The sequence below is a fragment of the Methylocaldum sp. genome, assembly GCF_035627495.1.
Taxonomy (GTDB): domain Bacteria; phylum Pseudomonadota; class Gammaproteobacteria; order Methylococcales; family Methylococcaceae; genus Methylocaldum.
The window spans coordinates 26747-45280 of the sequence record NZ_DASPLO010000207.1; the positions used below are offsets into that span (position 1 = coordinate 26747).

Annotated in this window: 16 protein-coding genes; 6 read left to right on the plus strand and 10 right to left on the minus strand. The window is 56.4% G+C overall.

Going from position 1 to position 18534, the window contains the following annotated elements; translation table 11 throughout:
* Positions 1-5: 5 nt before the first annotated feature.
* Positions 6-764: a serine O-acetyltransferase gene (gene cysE, locus VEB01_RS20155; protein ID WP_324878618.1), complete on the plus strand. Its 759-nt coding sequence runs from the start codon at positions 6-8 to the stop codon at positions 762-764.
* Positions 765-818: 54 nt separating this feature from the next.
* On the opposite strand, the gene VEB01_RS20160 is transcribed toward cysE, so the two are convergent.
* A complete protein-coding gene (locus tag VEB01_RS20160) occupies positions 819-2027 on the minus strand; it encodes an EAL and HDOD domain-containing protein (protein ID WP_324878620.1) in 1209 nt (402 codons plus the stop codon).
* A 252-nt stretch (positions 2028-2279) separates the two neighbouring features.
* On the opposite strand from VEB01_RS20160, the gene VEB01_RS20165 reads away from it, so the two are divergent.
* A complete protein-coding gene (locus VEB01_RS20165) occupies positions 2280-3095 on the plus strand; it encodes a tetratricopeptide repeat protein (protein ID WP_324878622.1) in 816 nt (271 codons plus the stop codon).
* Between the two features lie 209 nt (positions 3096-3304).
* On the opposite strand, the gene VEB01_RS20170 is transcribed toward VEB01_RS20165, so the two are convergent.
* Together VEB01_RS20170 and VEB01_RS20175 are read right to left on the minus strand one after the other, a co-directional pair.
* Positions 3305-3943, minus strand: coding sequence for a hypothetical protein (locus VEB01_RS20170; RefSeq protein WP_324878624.1), 639 nt, complete (start codon positions 3941-3943; stop codon positions 3305-3307).
* 90 nt (positions 3944-4033) lie between these two features.
* On the minus strand, positions 4034-4384 hold the full coding sequence (locus tag VEB01_RS20175; protein ID WP_324878626.1) for a hypothetical protein: 351 nt from the start codon (positions 4382-4384) through the stop codon (positions 4034-4036).
* A gap of 166 nt (positions 4385-4550) precedes the next feature.
* On the opposite strand from VEB01_RS20175, the gene VEB01_RS20180 reads away from it, so the two are divergent.
* A complete protein-coding gene (locus VEB01_RS20180) occupies positions 4551-5474 on the plus strand; it encodes an SPFH domain-containing protein (protein ID WP_324878628.1) in 924 nt (307 codons plus the stop codon).
* Positions 5475-5915: an NfeD family protein gene (locus VEB01_RS20185; RefSeq protein WP_324878630.1), complete on the plus strand. Its 441-nt coding sequence runs from the start codon at positions 5475-5477 to the stop codon at positions 5913-5915.
* Positions 5916-6007: 92 nt separating this feature from the next.
* Here VEB01_RS20185 and VEB01_RS20190 read toward each other — a convergent pair whose 3' ends face one another.
* The 7 genes from VEB01_RS20190 to VEB01_RS20220 form a co-directional block, all read right to left on the minus strand.
* Positions 6008-7990 (minus strand): transglutaminase TgpA family protein, encoded by a 1983-nt coding sequence (locus VEB01_RS20190; protein WP_324878633.1) that lies wholly within the window; start codon positions 7988-7990, stop codon positions 6008-6010.
* Entirely contained in the window at positions 7987-8940 is a 954-nt protein-coding gene (locus VEB01_RS20195; protein WP_324878635.1) for a DUF58 domain-containing protein, read from the minus strand. The genes VEB01_RS20190 and VEB01_RS20195 overlap by 4 nt, the downstream gene beginning before the upstream one ends.
* A gap of 1 nt (position 8941) precedes the next feature.
* The gene (locus tag VEB01_RS20200) at positions 8942-9856 is read right to left on the minus strand and encodes an AAA family ATPase (protein ID WP_324878637.1); all 915 of its coding nucleotides are present in this window, start codon (positions 9854-9856) and stop codon (positions 8942-8944) included.
* A gap of 115 nt (positions 9857-9971) precedes the next feature.
* The gene (locus tag VEB01_RS20205; RefSeq protein ID WP_324878638.1) at positions 9972-12593 is read right to left on the minus strand and encodes an EAL domain-containing protein; all 2622 of its coding nucleotides are present in this window, start codon (positions 12591-12593) and stop codon (positions 9972-9974) included.
* Positions 12590-13048: a hydrogenase maturation protease gene (locus tag VEB01_RS20210; RefSeq protein ID WP_324878640.1), complete on the minus strand. Its 459-nt coding sequence runs from the start codon at positions 13046-13048 to the stop codon at positions 12590-12592. Before VEB01_RS20210 ends, VEB01_RS20205 begins: the two co-directional genes overlap by 4 nt.
* 2 nt (positions 13049-13050) lie before the next feature.
* A complete protein-coding gene (locus tag VEB01_RS20215) occupies positions 13051-14592 on the minus strand; it encodes a nickel-dependent hydrogenase large subunit (protein WP_324878643.1) in 1542 nt (513 codons plus the stop codon).
* A gap of 269 nt (positions 14593-14861) precedes the next feature.
* A complete protein-coding gene (locus VEB01_RS20220; protein WP_324878645.1) occupies positions 14862-15803 on the minus strand; it encodes an NADH-quinone oxidoreductase subunit B family protein in 942 nt (313 codons plus the stop codon).
* Positions 15804-16029: 226 nt separating this feature from the next.
* Here VEB01_RS20220 and mnmG point away from each other — a divergent pair, with 226 nt between their 5' ends.
* Entirely contained in the window at positions 16030-17904 is a 1875-nt protein-coding gene (gene mnmG / locus VEB01_RS20225; protein ID WP_324878648.1) for a tRNA uridine-5-carboxymethylaminomethyl(34) synthesis enzyme MnmG, read from the plus strand.
* 5 nt (positions 17905-17909) lie between these two features.
* A complete protein-coding gene (gene rsmG, locus VEB01_RS20230; protein WP_324878649.1) occupies positions 17910-18530 on the plus strand; it encodes a 16S rRNA (guanine(527)-N(7))-methyltransferase RsmG in 621 nt (206 codons plus the stop codon).
* Positions 18531-18534: the final 4 nt, after the last annotated feature.

Below are 18534 nucleotides of genomic sequence, written 5' to 3' on the forward strand. Positions count from 1 at the left end.
ACCTTATGTGGCAACGATTGAAAGAAGAATTCGGCTGCATTTTCGACCGGGATCCGGCGGCGCAGTCTTATTTCGAAATCTTTACCACCTACCCGGGCGTGCACGCCGTGCTGGTTCACCGATTGAGCCATCGGCTGTGGAATTATGGGTTGAAGTGGCCGGCTCGCGCCATCGCGACCTTGGCTCGCTGGTGGACGGGTATTGAGATCCACCCGGGGGCTCAGATTGGACGGCGTTTTTTCATCGACCACGGCATGGGCGTCGTGATAGGCGAAACGGCGGTGATCGGAGACGATTGCACGCTATATCACGGCGTGACGCTGGGGGGGACGTCGTGGAAAAAGGGCAAAAGGCACCCGACGCTGGGTAACGGCGTGGTGATCGGCGCCGGAGCGAAAATACTCGGTCCGATCACGGTAGCCGACGGCGCCCGTATCGGCTCCAATTCAGTGGTGCTGAAGAATGTCCCGGCCGGTGCCACCGTGGTTGGAATTCCGGGTCATGTGGTGAGCACCGATCGCCAGGCTCAAGAAGCACGCCGGCAGGCGATCGCCAGTAAGCTGCGTTTCGACGCTTATGGCATGACGCCCGACATGCCCGATCCGGTTGCTCACGCGATCAATCATATGCTCGATCACATACAAGCGCTGGACGAGCAGATCGAAGCGTTAAAGCGAGCGCTCAAACAGCAGGGTATAAACGTTTCGGAAGCGCCGCTGCCCGAACTGGAGCATTGCGAGCTGAAACAGGGGGAGGAGAAATAAACGGAACTCAATCCTGTTACCCGCATTGAGGCCGGCCTTGGGGCATCAAAACCGCTAGTTTTCCAAGACCCGGCAAATCTTGTTCGCCCAACTGACACTCTCGAGATGAATCTTGCCTATTTCAGGTAAGCTAAGATTTTCGAATTTCACCGCATCCAGGTTCCAGCATTCGTAATTGATGGCGCAATTCAAGGCTTCTCCAGCCAATCCCGCGCGGGACACTAATGCGTTTTTCACTTCGCGCGACAGCGGCAAGCTGGCGACCACATCATCCAAGGCGATTTCCAGCAGTTGGTCGATGGTAGACATGAGGCCCACAAGGAAGAATTGCTCGGTGCCCGGCAACTTAAGGTACGCGGCGAGTGATTCACACATTCTCGCCCGAATCAAAGCGATTTTGACGATCTCTTTCGGTTGATCGGGGAAACTCGCCAGGCTGATCAATGACGTCCAGCGTTGAATTTCCCGGATGCCCAAATAGGTAATGGCGAAATTTAGCGAATCGATTTGTTTCGGCAGCGCAAAGAAGGCCGAGTTGATATAGCGGAGAAGCTTGTAGCTGAGTCCCACGTCCATCGACACAGTGCGCGCCAGGTCGGGTATCGAGACTTTCGGCTGGTTGATTTTCGCCAACAACTGCAAAACCGCATGTTGGCTGGTTTCCAGCCGTTTTCCCCGCACTACGTTGGGTTTGCTGAACAGGAATCCTTGGAAGTAATCGCAGCCAAGTGCCCGATATTCGCGGTACTGCTCCTGCGTTTCCACCTTTTCGGCCAAGAAGCGGACGGGGAGTTCCTTCAGTCTCTCCATAACCCATCCGCTGGCGGCCGGTGTGACCTTTTGGATGTCGAACTTAATGAGATGAGCCATCTCGATCAAAGGCAGCCAACGCTCGTCGAACACAAAATCATCGAGCGCAATCCTATAACCTTTTTGTACCAGGTCTTGCAGGGCTTGAATCAAAGCCTCGTCGATATGGACGTCTTCCAGTACCTCGATAACCACCTTGTCTTTGGGAAGCAGAAAAGGGGTTTCGGAGAGCAAGTTTTCCCGAGTGAAATTAACAAAAGCCAACTGCGTTCCGACGACTTGATCCAGGCCGTATTCAAGCAAGCTGTCCACGATGATTTGATTGCTGGCGGCCGTCGGCCCGAATGTTTCTGCCGCATTTCCGTTTATGTCGCGGAATAACAATTCATAGGCAAAAACGCGTAAATCGCGATCGAAGATTTGTTGCCGTCCAATGAGAAAATCTTTCGTCACGATGAACGGTCCTTGTATCTAAAGTTTGGGGCGCTTTGGGATATCACGCGGCGGAGACTGGTTATTTTGTTGCGATTACGAATCTACGCCCGACTTACCGGCAATGCCGTCAGACAAGCAACTCGTACGTCCGGAGTATTAGAAGTTTAGCGAAAACTGAGAAAGACGCTCGGCAATTCGGGCGATTTACCCAATGGCAATGGAGATTTGATACTCTTCCCCATCACTTCACGCATTCCGACCGCAACAACCATGTCCGAGACTTTCCGTGATTTTGATACCGATGTTCTTCATCGCAGCCACACAACACCCGTTCTGGTAGATTTCTGGGCGCCTTGGTGCGCACCCTGCCGCGCGTTAGGTCCGATCTTGGAGCGGCTCGCTCAAAGAAACCCGGAGCGCTTCGTGCTGGTTAAGATCAATACCGAGGAATTGCCGGAAGTCAGCGCTCGCTATCAGGTGCGCAGTATTCCCGCCGTTAAGCTCTTCGTCGACGGACAGGTCATCGATGAATTCACCGGCGCGCTGCCGGAGGCCGTTATTCAGGATTGGTTGAACCGTATCCTGCCGAGTCCGTTGCGGGACCGAATCAAGCAGGCGGAAACCGAAGCCATCGGCGGCCATTTCGACAAGGCTGCTGCGATATTGGAAGAAGTGCTTGCCGTGGAACCGGATAACGCGCAAGCCGCTGTCATGCTGGCTCGCTTGCTTCTAGCTTCGGACTACAAGAGGGCTATGGCAGTCGTCGAACGAATCGGCCCGGATTCGGATTCATATCCGCTGGCCGAAAGTATCCGTACGTTTTCACGATTGTTCGCCTATGCCGAAAAGCCCGAGACTTTACCAGAAGCCTCGATCAAGCCTATCTACTTATCGGCTATCGGGCATTTGAAAAACGCCGACTTCGAAAAGGCTTTATCGGCCTTTATCGAGGTGGTTAAAGGTACGCGTCATTATGACGACGACGGTGCCAGGAAAGCCTGTCTAGCCATCTTCAAATTTCTCGGCGACGATCACGAGCTAACCCGAGAGTATCGCGGACGTCTCGCCAGCGCGCTATACGTTTGATCCGGCGGCAGAAGCTTAGGAGCTGTTAAAAAACTGCTGTGCCCGTCCATGACGGCGTTGCTCAAGGCCTCAAAATCCTCATCTACGCCGTGTACACTCCGGTTGCTACTCGCCCCAGCCTTGCGGCTGTTCCCTCCGCGGGTCCCGCGCTTCGGGTCGGCCTTTCGCGCCTTGTCCTGAACGGGCTCGCGACGTTTTTAAATAGCTTCTTATTTGCGGATTTTGATCCGGAAATATTCCGGATTGGAGTCATCGGTCAAATCCACCTTCGACGAGAAAGAGCGGACCTCGCCTCGTTCCAGCATGTCTAAATTCGGGGTGCCGTCTTGATGAAATCCTATCTGCGACAAACCGACCTGAATGCCGACGCGGTCGAAGAAGAGGATATCCACCTCCGGATGGATAAGCGACAGGCCTGAGTTGTGCGTGACGATCTTATACTCGTAATGCTTATCCGAGTCTTTGCCGGCGACTGTGAAAACGATGTTTTTCACATAGTCCAGATCGAGCGGAATCACTTTGTCGAATTCAAGTTTGGTTAAGTTCGGCAGCCGGGAAACGGTTAATGCCGCGATGTCAGCCCGCAATTTTTCGACTTCGGGTTTTAGTGCCTGGAGTTCCTGAGCTTGTTTCTTCTCTGCGACAGTCAAATCCAGGTTTTCCTGTTCGTTCACGGTTAGCTGGATAAATAAGATCAGGAGCACCGCCGTTTCGATGACCAATGCAATGGACAGGAAAAAAATTAGCCTCGTTCGGGACGAGTGACGATGCTTGCCTCGGCGCGAATAATATTTGTATTGCGCATCATCCGCTTCATCCTCGGACCCGTTATTTTGCAGCCGGTACATTTTTTCCCCTTAGGCGACCGCCCTATTAGTATTAGCTAACGTATTTACGCTTCGATCAAACGCCCGGCGCACATTCCGTGCTGCTGGCAATCAGCCTACTTCTCGTGGTTTCGGTAATTTTATAGCGCTTATAGTCGTTATTCTCACGCGCTTTGAATCGCTCACGCCGCGCTCGTCTCCGCTGACGACGCCATGTTCCGGTAATTCTTCTTCCAAGTCATCAATTTCCACATAGGTCTCCCGAATCCATTCGGCCGGAAATGTTGGAACTTGTTTTTGAAAAACCTTGCTAAAGCCTGTGGATAGGGTGTGTTGAACCAATGCGAAAAAACCGGAAGCAAAATTATCCACAACTCCGCCACAGGCGTACACGGTTTTTAGCACACCTTTACATGCTTCATATATGTTTGTTTTAAAAACAAAAAGCAAGAGTGTTAACAAGGTTGATGGGTCGTTATAACTAAACTAAAAAATTCTTTTAATCTATTTACAATTGATAGGCAGCCTACGTGGCCGAAACTCGACGTTAACGGCTAAGCTTTAAGCGATTTCAAAATCATGGCCGTGACTGATTTACGTAAAAAAAGAAATCAATAGGGGGGAAGAAATGTCCGCGTTTGGCGTTTTCGTATTGTTTTTGTTGGTACTGTCCATCATTTTGGTTGTATTGAGCGTCAAGTTCGTTCCTCAAGGCTCGGAATTCACGGTGCAGCGGTTCGGAAAGTACACCACGACGCTCACGCCGGGTCTTAATGTCATCATGCCGGTCATCGACCAGATCGGGGCACGGATCAATATGATGGAACAGGTGTTCGACGTGCCGTCGCAGGAGGTCATCACTAAGGACAACGCTATGGTCCGAGTGGATGGCGTGGTGTTTTATCAGGTCGCCGACGCCGCCAAAGCAGCGTACGAGGTCAGCAACTTGCAGCTTGCCATCATGCAGCTCACCATGACCAACATCCGTACCGTCATGGGTTCCATGGACCTTGACGAGTTGTTGTCGAAGCGGGACGAGATCAACGCCCGCCTGCTCTCGGTGGTGGACGATGCCACCACGCCTTGGGGTGTCAAGGTGACGCGCATCGAAATCAAGGACATCACGCCTCCGCAGGATCTGGTGGATTCCATGGCGCGGCAGATGAAGGCGGAACGGGATAAACGCGCCGCCGTCCTGGAGGCTGAAGGTTTAAAACAGGCAGCGATTTTGCGTGCCGACGGCGAAAAGCAAGCGGCGATTCTTGAAGCCGAGGGCCGCAAGGAAGCCGCATTTCGTGAAGCCGAAGCTAGGGAGCGTCTGGCCCAGGCGGAGGCGCGAGCCACCCTGATGGTGTCCGAAGCCATCGGCAAGGGCGATGTTCAGGCGATCAACTACTTCGTCGCGCAAAAGTACGTCGAAGCCCTGCAAAACCTTGCGGCGGCCGAGAACAGCAAGGTCATTCTCATGCCTTTGGAGGCATCGAGCGTTATCGGCGCGCTGAGCGGCATCGGCGAAATCACCAAAGAGGCGTTTTCCAAAAGGGCAAGCTAAATGGGATTCGAAATCGTTTTTTGGCACTGGTGGGCCTTCGGCGTATTTCTCCTCATCGTCGAACTCCTCGCACCGGGGATGTTTTTCCTGTGGATGGCCGAGTCGGCTTTTGTGGTCGGCTTGATCAAGCTGATCGTGCCGACGCTCGGCTGGGAGTATCAGTTGATACTCTTTTCGGTGCTGTCGATCGTCAGCATCGCCGTGTTCCGGCTATTTCTCAAAAAACACCCCATCGAGACCGATCGACCCTTGTTGAACCAGCGGGCCGCGCAGTACGTGGGACGGATGTTCACCCTGGAATATCCGATTATTAACGGCCAGGGACGGATACGCGTGGATGATTCCACGTGGAAGGTGCAAGGAGAGGACTGCGAGCCGGGAAAAAAAGTTCGGGTCGTGGCCGCCGAAGGGGTGATTCTCAAGGTGGAAAAAGCCGGGTGAACCGTTTGAGCGCGTTTTAAATCCTACTGCGCGGCCCGATTGGGGAATTGCGCGTTGCTCAGACTCCTCATGTACTCTGTGTACACTCCGGTTTAGATTCTGAACGACTTCACCATCTGCCGGAGTTGGTCGAGATCGAGCGGATCCGCTTGCCGCCCGTAACGGATTCGCAAGAACAGCGTGGTAATGGCGCCGATGGCTTCTTTCGCCTCTGGCCGTTCGGACGCGGCGCGTACAGCGAAATCTCTGGGTCCTTCGCCCGTCCGTTTGGTCAGTCCGCCTCTTGCCAATTTTTTAAGGAACCGGTCGTAAGCCGCCACGGCGGGATCGGACTTCGGCTTCCGGCGAGGCAGCAGCCAAAGTCCGACGAGTAGTCCGCAGAGGGCGAGCAGTGCTGCCAGCCAAGAGATCACCCCTCGCCAATCGACGATCCCCAGAGCTTCCCAGAACCGTTTTTGATTTTCCGGGTTATAGCTCAGGACCCATTGATTCCAGGCATGATCGACACTGGCCCAGACGAGACGCGCCCGGTCGTACCAATCTCGGAAATCGAAAGCGGCATCGGCCAATGCCCGTTCCACCGGGTTGAAACTGACCTCGCCGTCGGTTACTTGCTGATCCAGGTTGATTCCCTGCTCGATTCGGTGCGGCGCCACGGCGGCGGTCGGGTCGACCCGTGTCCAACCTTGCCCGGCTAGCCACACTTCGGCCCAGGCATGGGCATCGGCCTGCCGCACTTCCAGAAATTTTCCGACCGGATTCCATTGTCCTCCCTGATAACCCGTCACCACCCTCGCCGGAATCGCCGCCACACGCATTAGATAAACGAAGGCCGTGGCGTAATGCTCGCAAAAGCCCTTGCGGGTTTCGAAAAGAAAGGTATCCACCAATTTATCGCGGATCGGCGGCGGGTTGAGCGTGTATACGAAAGGCTCCTCTTGGAAATGGAGGAGCGCCTTGTTCACGATGTCTCGCGGGTCAGGCGACGATAGCTGCCAACGCTCGACCAGCCGGAGCACGCGCGTCGACGGCTTTTCGGGCAGTTGTAGACCTTGTTCGAGCTCGGTGGGGCTTAGTCCGCCGGTTCGGTAGTTTGGATAAGACGTGATCGTGTACTGTCGGCGCTCATTGATGCTTTGTTGCGTCAGCAACAGGTATTCGGGAGTTTGAACGAGGTCGCCCGGAAAAGCCTTGGGCAGATCCAGCGCGAAAACCCATTTTTTTTGGTGCGGCTCCAGGGTCACCGTATAGCGGTAAGCCGATCCGGAGAATTCCGGCATCTGCGCATCATTCCGCCTTTGTTCTGATGGCAAGCTCCAACGTTTGCCGTCGGTGCGCCAGAACACGGGGCCTCTCCAGTAGCGCTCGGCGGGCGGCGGGGGCTCGCCTTCGAAATCCGCTCGAAAAGCTGGCTCGGCGGATAAGGCTAGACGGCTGACGCTGCCCGGCTCGATCGTGTCGCTGAGACCTGTCTTCCCACTGATGGGATCGTCCGGAAGCTTCCACAAAGGCCCCGCGATGCGCGGGAAGAAAACAAAGAGGACCACCATGACCGGCAGGGCCTGCGCCACCAATGACGCCGCCATCTTGAACTGGGTCTTGAGCGACAAGACCGGGCCGGCGTTCAGCCCGATCAATACGGAAATCAGCAAGCCGACGGCAGCCAGCGTATAGATGGCCAGAGGAATGCTTTGGGAGAACAGGTACTGGGTCAGAGCCACGAAGAATGTGAGATAGACCACGAGATAGACGTCGCGCCGATTCCGCATCTCCATCAATTTCAACCCCAAGCCGACGAGAAAAAGACTGGCTCCGGCTTCGCGTCCGTAAAAGCGGTGGTAATCGACATAGACCAGCGCCGCGCCGGATAAGGTCAGAAGAAACAGCAACAAACGGCCGGGCTGTAGGGCGGGCCGATATCCTAAAGCGAGCCGCCAAGCCGCCAGCAGGGAAAAATAAAGGACGATTCCCTCGCCTAGATTGAGGATATGCGGTGCGGCGATAAAGAAAACGCTGAACAAAAGCAGGTTCTCCTGCGTTCTGTCCGGCATAAACGAAGTGGCGGGAGTCTTCATAGGTCGAAAAGCGCCAGCGACTTGAGGCACTTTCGGCAGTGCGAGGCGCCGTGATCCTGGGCTATGGCGGTTCCGGGCAAGCTGAGGGAATAACGCATCCCGGCCTGTTCGGCATCCAAGACCCAGCGGCAGAGCCGGCTCAAACGCGCTTCCGTATCCGTTCCCGGCGTGTCCGCCCAGTTCAAATGAAGCACCTCCGTTTCCCCGCTTGCATACTGCTTGATCTGCGGGTCACGCCCTTTGGCCAGGCTTTTCCAATGAATATGCTTGAACGGATCGCCGGACTGATAGGCCCGAAAGCCTTGGAAATCGTCGGAGGAAATACGCGGCCGATTGTTTGCGTGATCCCCTTCGGAGAGCGGGAAGGGCGGTCGATCCTTGGCAGGTCTCGGGTAGACCAGAACCCGGTGTTTCAGGTTGATCGGCGACCAGGCGTAGAAGAGCCCCAAGGGAAACGCGGTGCTGACGGTTACCGTATCGAGATCGAGCCAGCCGCGCTTTTCGGTTTTGACGCGAAGGAGGGCCGGTACGTTTCCCTCGGCGGGTATATCCAGTCGTACCGGCTGGGCGTCTTTGAGCTTCAGCCCAATGGCGTAGCGCGGCAAAGCTGCCGAATTGCTCAGCCGCAGTTCGAAACAAGCCTGATCGCCGGCGAAGACGGGGTTCGTTTTTCCGGCGCCGACGCTCAACCCGGAAAGGTTCCGGTAGCTATACAACATCGAGGACATGGCCGCGGCGGCCAACAGGAAGGTGAGGATGAACGCCAGGTTGTTGCCATAGTTGATGGCGGTCAGCCACTGGATCAGTAGCAGCAGCGCAAGGGCGAAGCCGGGCCGGCTGGGCACGATAAAGATCCGCCGATGGGATAAAACGATTGAGCTATCGGTCGCTTTTTCGCCGCGGAAGAAGCGCCGGGGATCCAGCCGTTCCCGGAGCGTGAGCGCGGCCATGTCAAACCGCCGGAACCTGTTCCAGCATCGGGGCCACGATCACGTCGGCGTTCGTGGCGCTGCTCGAAAGGGGGCGTAGCCGGTGCCCGCAAACCGAAGCCAACACGGCTTGCACATCCTCGGGCAGGACGGCTTCGCGCCCTTCGATGAAGGTCCAGGCGCGGGCGGCATTCAACAGGGCGAGACCGGCGCGGGGCGACAATCCGCTTTCGTAGTGGCCCGATTCGCGGCTGAAACGGATCAGCGCTTGAAGGTAATCGAAGAGCGCGTCGGAAACATGGACGTTCTTGGCTTCTTTTTGCAAGGCCTGCAACGCGTCGGCCTGCAGGCAGACCGGGAGTTTTTCGAGCAGAGCGTAGCGGTCTTCGCCTTTGAGCAAGGCGCGTTCGGAACGGCTGTCCGGATAACCCAAGGTAATTCGCATCAGGAAACGATCCAGCTGGGATTCGGGTAAAGGGAACGTCCCGATTTGGCAAACGGGATTTTGGGTGGCGATGACGAAAAACGGCTCCGGCAGCGCGCGGGTTTCCCCCTCGACCGTGACCTGGTGTTCTTCCATCGCTTCCAGGAGCGCGCTCTGCGCTTTGGGCGTCGAGCGGTTGATCTCGTCCGCGAGAATCATTTGGTGAAAGATCGGTCCCGGTTGGAAGTGAAAGGTATGGGTTTTTCCGTCGAAGATGGAGGAACCCACGATATCGGCCGGCAAAAGATCGCTGGTGAACTGGATGCGCTGGTATTTAAAGCCCAGCAGATTGGCCAGGGTGTGCGCCAAAGTCGTTTTACCGACGCCGGGCACGTCCTCGATGAGCAAATGCCCGCGCGCCAGCAGGCAACAAATCGCCAGGCGGATTTGGCGCGGTTTGCCGAGTATCACGGTATTGGCCGTCCGGAGGAGGGCGTTTAGGGAGTCGCGCATGAAGAGCCTGAGAAGTTGTTATCGCAACGAAGTATAGCCTCGGGAAAACGAGACGCGGTTGGACGGCAAACACCGTTTTACCCTGCACTTCTTGGACGGCTTGAATAAATGAAGATTACCGGTACGGCTGCTCTATGAAGCGTTTTCCGAATTCATCCTCCGGCAGAGGAGGCGATATGTAATAACCCTGGATTTCGTGACAGCCATAGAACTTTAAAAGTTCCAGTTGTTCCCGCGTTTCCACGCCTTCGGCCACGACCTTCAAATTGAGGATTTGCCCTAAAGTCACGATGGTCTTGATCAGCGCCGCTTGTTCCGAGGTCATGTCGCCGGCATAGGCGTGGATGAAGGAACGGTCGATCTTGATGGTTTGGACGGGCAGTTTTTGCAGATAGGACAAGGACGAGTAGCCGGTGCCGAAGTCGTCCATGGCGATATGGATACCGCGGTCCCGGATTCGACTCAGCCGCTCGGTCGCTTTTTCGATGTCGTGCATCACCAGGCTTTCGGTGATCTCCAATTCGATGAGCTGGGGATCGGTCTGGGTTTCGGCCAGTATGCGGTCCAGGAAATCGATGAAATTGTCCGCCAGGAGTTGCTTGGCCGAAAGATTGATCGCGATCCGGAAGTCCGGAAGCCTGTCCCCCCAAGCCTTGGCTTGTAAACAGGCTGTCCTGAGGATCCATTGGCCGAGCGGAATGATCAAGGCGGTTTCTTCCGCGATGGGAATGAACTGATTGGGTGATACGATGCCGCGCTCGGGATGTCGCCAACGGATCAGCGCTTCGGCGCCGGTGATCCGATTCGAAACACAGTTAACCTTGGGCTGATAATGGAGTACGAACTGTTCCTGCTCGATCGCTTGCCGCAACTGGGTTTCCATCAGAATACGCTGGCGCGGCTCCTCCTTCATGTGAGCCTCGAAATACTGGAACGTCCGGCGCCCCTTTGCCTTGGAGACGTACATGGCGGCGTCGGCATGTTTGGTCAGGGTCGTGAAGTCCCGGCCGTCGTCGGGGAACAGCGCGATGCCGATGCTAGCGCCTACGAAAATCTGATGATTTTGAATATGGATCGGGTTTCCCACCACGTCGATAAGCTTCTGCGCAATATCGGCAGGTTCGGCGGGCTCGGCGATGTTCGACAGGATGACGATGAATTCGTCCCCGCCGAACCGCGCCACGGTATCGGTTTTGCGCAGACAGTTCTGGATGCGCAATGCGACTTCCTTCAGCAGGTAATCGCCGGCCCAGTGTCCCAAGGTGTCATTGACGTCCTTGAAGTTATCGAGATCGATGAAACATACGGCCAGCTTGCTTCCGTCGCGTTGCGCCAGAACGCTTTCGTGTTTGAACCGCTCCTTGAACAGAAAACGGTTGGGCAAACCCGTCAGCGAATCGTAATACGCCATTTGTTCGAGTTGCTTTTCGGCGTGCTTCAAGCTGCTGATATCCCGGGCGATCGCGACGTAATGGGTCGGCCTGTTTTTCTCGTCGGTGACGGTATTGATGGTCAGCAACATCGGGAAGTATTCGCCGTTCTTCCGGCGATCCCAGATTTCCCCTTCCCAGTAACCCTCGGTCAAAAGGGTCTTCCACATCCGGGCGTAAAACGCCTGCTCTTGCAGCCCCGATTTGAGCAGACGGGTGTTTTGACCCACCACCTCCGATCGCCGATAGCCGCTGATCGCACAGAATGCCTCATTGACATCCAAAATCGTTCCCGCGAGATCCGTGATGAAGATCGCTTCGCTGGTGTTCTGGAACACTTTGGCATTTAGCCGCAGCTGGGTTTCCCTCTCTTTCATGTCGCTGATATCGGTCGCCGTGACGACCGCGCCTTCCAGTTTTCCCTGCTCCGAGTGCAACAGGTTTCCCTTCAGCCAGTAAATCGAGCCGGGATTCTCCCGAAGCGGAGCAGAAAAACGGTGTTCGCCGCTATAGGATTTGTGCAAACGGATGGTCTCCAACAACACCGATTTCAACGGCCATGGCAAAGGCGGCAATTGCGCGGCGAGGGATAGCCTGTCCTCGGGAGACAGCAGTTCGTCGGCCGGAGAGCCGGACCACGTGTCTTCGGAAAGCCCGAGCTGGCGTTCCGCCGCCCTGTTGATCTGACGGATGCGACCCTCCGCATCGATGACGATCAAAACATCGTCCATGGTATCCAGCACGCGATGGATGAAGCGACCGAGCGCCTGCTGGCGGCCCATGGTTTCCTTGAGTTTCGCCTTTTGCTGCTCGGACTCTTTGAGCATGGTGTCCATGCTTTGGGTGATGGCCAGGATACGTTTTTCCTGTTTCAGATTGGCCAACCGCAGTTTTTCGGCTTCTTCCCGCATCTGCCGCAGGGCTTCGGAATCTTCGTCCCCGCGATTCGGCTCGTATTGATTATCACAAATCCAATAGGGACCGTTCTCCGACAGGGGAATCTTGAATCTGCCATTGTCCACCTCGACCTTTAGCGCAGCCATGTTCAATTCGATTCGCCGGCCGTGGACCGGACAAACCAGCTGGCCGCCGTCGAACAAGGGGCAATCCGTCAAATCATGGCCTTCATGCGGACAGTGGGCGGGGAGTGCCCAGAATTCGCCCTCATTGCTGAAAATCAGGATGTCCGTAAAACGGCGTTCGCCCGGAAAAAGCATGCGTCCCGTCCACCGAGGCGGACAAGCCGTTTCGACGAGTGTCACCGACTCGACGGTGATATAACGGGTGGGCGGGTTTAAAGGCTTCACACCGGGAGAAGGCTTTGGATCGCGCGGATCGCTTTTTCGACGGCCCGCTCCGATTTGTCGGATAAGCCCGGCGAAAAAGGCTTGATAGCTTCTTTTTCGACTTCGGCCCCCACGATGACAATGTCCGGCGGCGATTCGCGGACAACCTCGAGGGCCTTCAACAAGTACGGAATACCCAGGCCGTGACCGACGGGTGTTTCCCACCGGCCGGCCGAATCATCGGGTTTGAATACGCAAACAGCGCCGGCATTTCCGGTATCGGCCAATGCGTCAACCAGAATCGCCTGACGGCAATCCACCAGGAATTCCAGGGCGTTGAGTCCGGCTATGCCCGCATTGAACAGCTTGACGTCGTTCGGCCAGGTCAGTCGGCGAAGCTGCTCGTACACGCGGATGCCGAACCCGTCATCGCCGTGCAATTCGTTGCCGAAGCAAACGATGTGGCGGGCGCTCATGGCTAAGGCCAGACCGTCATCCGCTTGCCCGTATCCAGCAGGTGTACGGTGCAAACCAGGCAAGGATCGTGAGAGCGGATGATATGGCCGATTTCCATCGGGTCATCCGGATCGTCAACGGTCAATCCGATCAAACTGCTCTCCCAATGCCCGTGCCGACCTTCGCTGTCCTTGGGGGATGCGTTCCAGGCGGTCGGCGTGATGACCTGATAACGGGAAATGACGCCGTCGGTGACTTGCACCCAATGGCCCAAGGCGCCGCGTGCCGCCGTCACCAGCCCAAAGCCTTCCCCATCGGGGATTTCGTCCTCGGCAGGCGAAATAAAATGCGGATCGTCCAAATGAGCGGCCAGCTCTTGCAGGGTTTCACGCATCTTTTGCAGCAGCAAAGCCGTGCGGCGCAGGCGGGCGAACTGGCGCAGCCAGGCGTTTCCGCCCTCCGCCCGGTACAACGAGCCGATCAGCGGGTCGCCATCGATCAGCAATTCGGCCATGGGACCCGTTTGCACCACCTTGTTCCGATAGCGGGGCGCCTTGCACCAGGTATAACGATCGGAATGAGGCTGATAGTCCGGAACGGTTTGTCCCCGGAACGGGTGGCGGCCGCCTTCGTATGGTTCGAACCAGGAATAGCGCACGTGTTCGGCGATTTCGGTGTGATCGAAAGGCTCGATCTCCCCCGTGTCGCCATTGAGGAACCCTGATCTGAACAAGTGCTCGGGATTTTGGGAAAGAGGCTGTCCGCCGGTCGGATCGCAGTAAGCGCCATAGCTCAGCATATGTGGGGTCCCGAAACCTAAGCGGTGCAGGCCGATGTCGCGGCTCATCCGTGTGAGCAGGCCAATGGCGCAATTCGCGTGACCATCCTTGGCTTCGAGCCAGGTAAAGAATTCGTCGCTGGATTCGAGTGTCAGCCAGGAATCCAGATCCGTTCCGATGACCGCCTGCTCAAACCAGCGTGTCAGATTGTTGAGGATGGACAAGCTGTCGAGAATCCTCCGGCTGGTGGGCGGCGCCGTCACGCCACCCGGCACCATATAGGACGAATGCGGCCATTGGCCTCCGAAAATGGCAACGATTCCGGGAACGTGGCGCGAATGTTCGAGAGTGCCGCGATGAGCCCGGCCCTTGAAGGGCAGGAAGGCGTCGCGTGCTTTATCGTAAAGCGGCCGGTCGGCGTATTTGGGGTGGCAAAAATCGGCGGTAAAGAACAGAAAGGATTGCCGCAGATCGCTTTGTACCGTCTCGGCCATCAGACACAGATTGCGGATGCGGATAGCATTGGGCGGCACGGAAATCCCGCCGATTTGCTCCAGGGCCAGAACCGCCGAATAGAGATGGGCGGTGCCGCAAATGCCGCAGATGCGCGGCGTAATCACCAAGCCATCCTTGGGCTTGCGGCCTATGAGGATTTGCTCGAATCCCCGGTAGAGCGAGCCGATGCAGCGAGCCTCAACCACCTCGCGGCCTTCCAGTTCCAGTTGAAATTCGAGGTCGCCCTCGACGCGGTTAAGATCGATTTGGACAGTTCTTTTAGCCGACATTTCTCACACCCCTTCGTCTAAACGAGGGCGTCGAGACGCCGTTGTGGCGCGCCGCACGGACCGAGCGACGGCGAAGGCGTAGCCGATACTACGTCGAGCCGGCGAGAGGAAGTACGGCGCGCCACGGCGAGTGGAAGGGCGGCTCTGGCACTCCCAGAGACGCCGTTTGCGATTGGAAGGGTCGCGACTAAAGCGACCGTTTGCGATTGGAAGGGGCCGACTAAAGGCCCGTTTGCGATTGGAGGGGAGTGAGAAATGCCGGCTAAACATCAGGGATCCATTTTTTTGTTCAGCACCCGTTCGGGCGCGGCCTCGTGGGCCAGGCTTTTGTAAGCCATATAATTGGCCCGTTCCACACCCAAAGGCAGGTGTACTGGAATGGCGCCGATCTTTTCGGTGCGGAATAGATCCTGATCCAGTGGGAAGTCAGGCGACGTGCAGCCGAAACAGGGCACCCCTGCCCGGGTTTTGCTGCTGCGGCCGTTCCAAAGTTCGGTATTGCAGATAGCCACAGTAGTCGGCCCTTGGCAGCCGAGGTTGAAGAACAGGCAGCCTTTTTCGCCGAAGGCGCTGTCCTCGACATCGTATTCATGATATTCGTTCCGTGTGCAGCCTTGATGCACCAAGGTGTTGAAAAAGGCTTTGGGGCGGTTGAGATGGTCGAGTTCCACCGGGAGCCCGGAGGCGAGCATGGCCAGGGTTTTGGTCATCGCGTTGGGATGCGCGGGGCAGCCTGAGACATTGATGACCGGCAGCCCGGCTCGCGATCGCCATTCCACAGGCAACAAGCCGCCGGGAGTTTTCTTGTCGAACTGCAGGCCGACACAATCGGTCGGATTGGGTGGGGCAGCATGGACACCGCCGAAGGCCGCGCAGGTGCCCATTGCAACCACGTGATGGGATTTTTCCGCCAGTTCCCTGACCAAACTCATTTTGGAACGGCCGCGATAAGGATCGTACAGGCCGGAACCGTTGGGTCCGGTTACGATGCTGCCTTCGATGCACAAGACATCGAGTCTCAGTTCCTCCTTGAGAATGGCATCGATCAAGGCGTCCAGTTTTCCTCTAGGCTCCATGGACAGGGACGGCTGCCAGAGGATCTCGATGCCATATTGATCCACGATCTCTTCCAGTGACGGACTGTCGGCGCACAGAATCGACATGGTGTCGCCTCCGCAGGCGCCGGTTTGTAGCCAAAGTAATGTGGTCATAGGAGTTTCGATATGGACTGATTGGGCTGTCTGAGTCCGATTGTTAAATTTTTGTTTAGAATGTGTTGAACAATAGTATAGGAAAAACGATTGCTCGACCCTGCATCGGAATACCGGGCCGGCCTTGGCTTAAACACACTGCCAATTTTGGTTTTCGATGTAGTAAGCTATGGATTCACTTCTATGAAGTGCAAAATCGATCTATCTCCCTGAATTTTCAATTCTCATGGATTTTTCCACCGAATTCGACGTCATCGTGGTCGGTGGCGGACACGCTGGTACGGAAGCGGCGTTGGCTGCCGCACGGACTGGCTCGAAGACGCTGCTACTTACCCAAAACATCGAAACCCTTGGCCAGATGAGCTGCAATCCCGCCATCGGGGGGATCGGCAAAGGCCATTTGGTTAAAGAAATCGACGCCCTCGGCGGCCTGATGGCGCACGCCGCGGATCGAGCCGGTATTCAATTCCGCGTGCTCAATGCCAGCAAAGGGCCGGCGGTACGGGCGACTCGGGCCCAGGCCGATCGTGTGCTTTATAAAAAGGCCGTACGTGGGGCGCTGGAAGCTCAGCCGAATTTGACGTTGTTTCAGCAAGCGGTTTCCGATCTGATCGTGGAAAACCACCGCGCGGCCGGCGTGATCACGCAGATGGGGCTTAAATTCAGGGCGCGTTCAGTCGTGCTTACGGTAGGCACGTTCCTGGCCGGCCGGATCCACATCGGTCTTGAAAACTACGAAGGCGGCCGGGCGGGCGACCCGCCATCCAATGCTTTGGCGGCGCGATTGCGCGAACTGCCGTTCCGGGTCGGGCGGCTGAAGACCGGCACGCCGCCGCGAATCGATGGGCGAAGCATCGATTATACGGTCATGCTGGAGCAGCCCGGCGACGAACCGGTTCCGGTATTCTCGTTCCTCGGCAAGCGGGAGGAACATCCCCGCCAAGTGCCCTGCTTCATTACCCGCACCAACGAGCGGACTCACGATGTCATCCGCTCCGGCCTTGATCGCTCGCCGATGTATGCGGGCGTTATCGAAGGCGTCGGGCCGCGCTATTGTCCGTCCATCGAAGACAAGGTCGTGCGTTTTGCGGACAGGGATTCGCACCAGATCTTCGTCGAGCCGGAGGGTCTCGATACGTATGAAATCTATCCGAACGGCATTTCGACCAGCCTGCCCTTCGACGTGCAGTACGAGCTCGTGAGATCGATCCGCGGTTTTGAAAACGCCCATATTACGCGTCCGGGCTATGCCATCGAATACGATTTCTTCGACCCGCGCGACTTGAAATCCTCTCTCGAAACCAAGCACCTTGAAAACTTGTTCTTCGCCGGCCAGATCAACGGCACGACGGGGTACGAGGAAGCCGCCGCGCAAGGCTTGATCGCCGGACTCAACGCCGCACGCAAGGCGAAGGATTTGGAACCCTGGTCGCCCACGCGCGACGAGGCTTACATGGGGGTACTGATCGACGATCTGATTACTCGGGGCACGAGCGAACCGTACCGTATGTTCACCAGCCGGGCCGAATACCGATTGCTGCTTCGCGAGGACAATGCCGATCTTCGGCTGACCGGGAAAGGCCGCGAACTAGGATTGGTGGATGATGAACGGTGGTGCGCGTTCGAAATGAAGCAGCAGGCTATCGCGGAAATTCAAACGGACCTGGCGAAACGGCATGTCAAACTGAACACGACGGAAGCCGAAGTCCTAGGCCAGTTCCTGAGCACGCCGTTATTGCGCGACTCATCCTTGGTCGAGCTGTTGCGGCGACCGGAAATCCGCATCGAGCATCTGCAAGCGATATCCGCTCGGTTGGCCGCGGAAGAAAACGAGCAGGTCCTCGATCAGGTCGAAATCCAGGCGAAATACCAGGGCTACATCAATCGCCAACAGGCGGAGATTGAGCGGTCGCGACGTTACGATCATTGGCGTTTGCCGGAAAAACTCGATTATCAAAACGTCATCGGGTTGTCCAACGAGGTCCGCGAAAAGCTCAAGCAACAACGTCCCGAAACCGTCGGGCAGGCGGCACGAATTCCAGGCGTCACGCCGGCAGCAATTTCATTGCTGTTGGTCCACCTCAAAAAGAAAAGCGCCTGATCTAAGTGAATGAACTCGGCCGACATCTGGCGGACGGAATAACCGCATTAAAAATACCTTTTACCTCGGAACAACACGAAAGGCTTTTGGCCTTTCTGCGTTTAATCCAGAAATGGAGCCGAGTGTACAACTTGACGGCCATCCGCGACTTACGGACAGGGGTGGATTTGCATTTGCTCGACAGCCTTACCGTCTGGCCGTATTTGCGGGGTGGCCGGGTTCTCGACATAGGAACGGGCGCCGGTTTACCCGGTATTCCCTTGGCTATCATGAGTGATGACAGGCATTTCGTTCTATTGGACAGCAACGCGAAAAAGACTCGCTTTGTTCAGCAGGCCGTGATCGAATTGGGCTTGTCGAACGTAGAGGTCGTCACGACGCGGGTGGAAAACTACCGTCCGGAACGCGCTTTCGACACGGTATTGGCGCGGGCCTACGCGAATCTCGCCGAAATACTGGCCGCGACGCGGAGAATGCTGGCTCCTCGTGGCGTGATATTGGCTCAGAAAGGGCAGCTACCTGAAGAAGAAGTCCAAACCTTGAAAGACTGCACTGTTGAGACTCGTATGTTGAATATCCCAGGGCTGGACGTCGAACGTCATTTGATCGAAATAGCTATCGGTTGAGGAA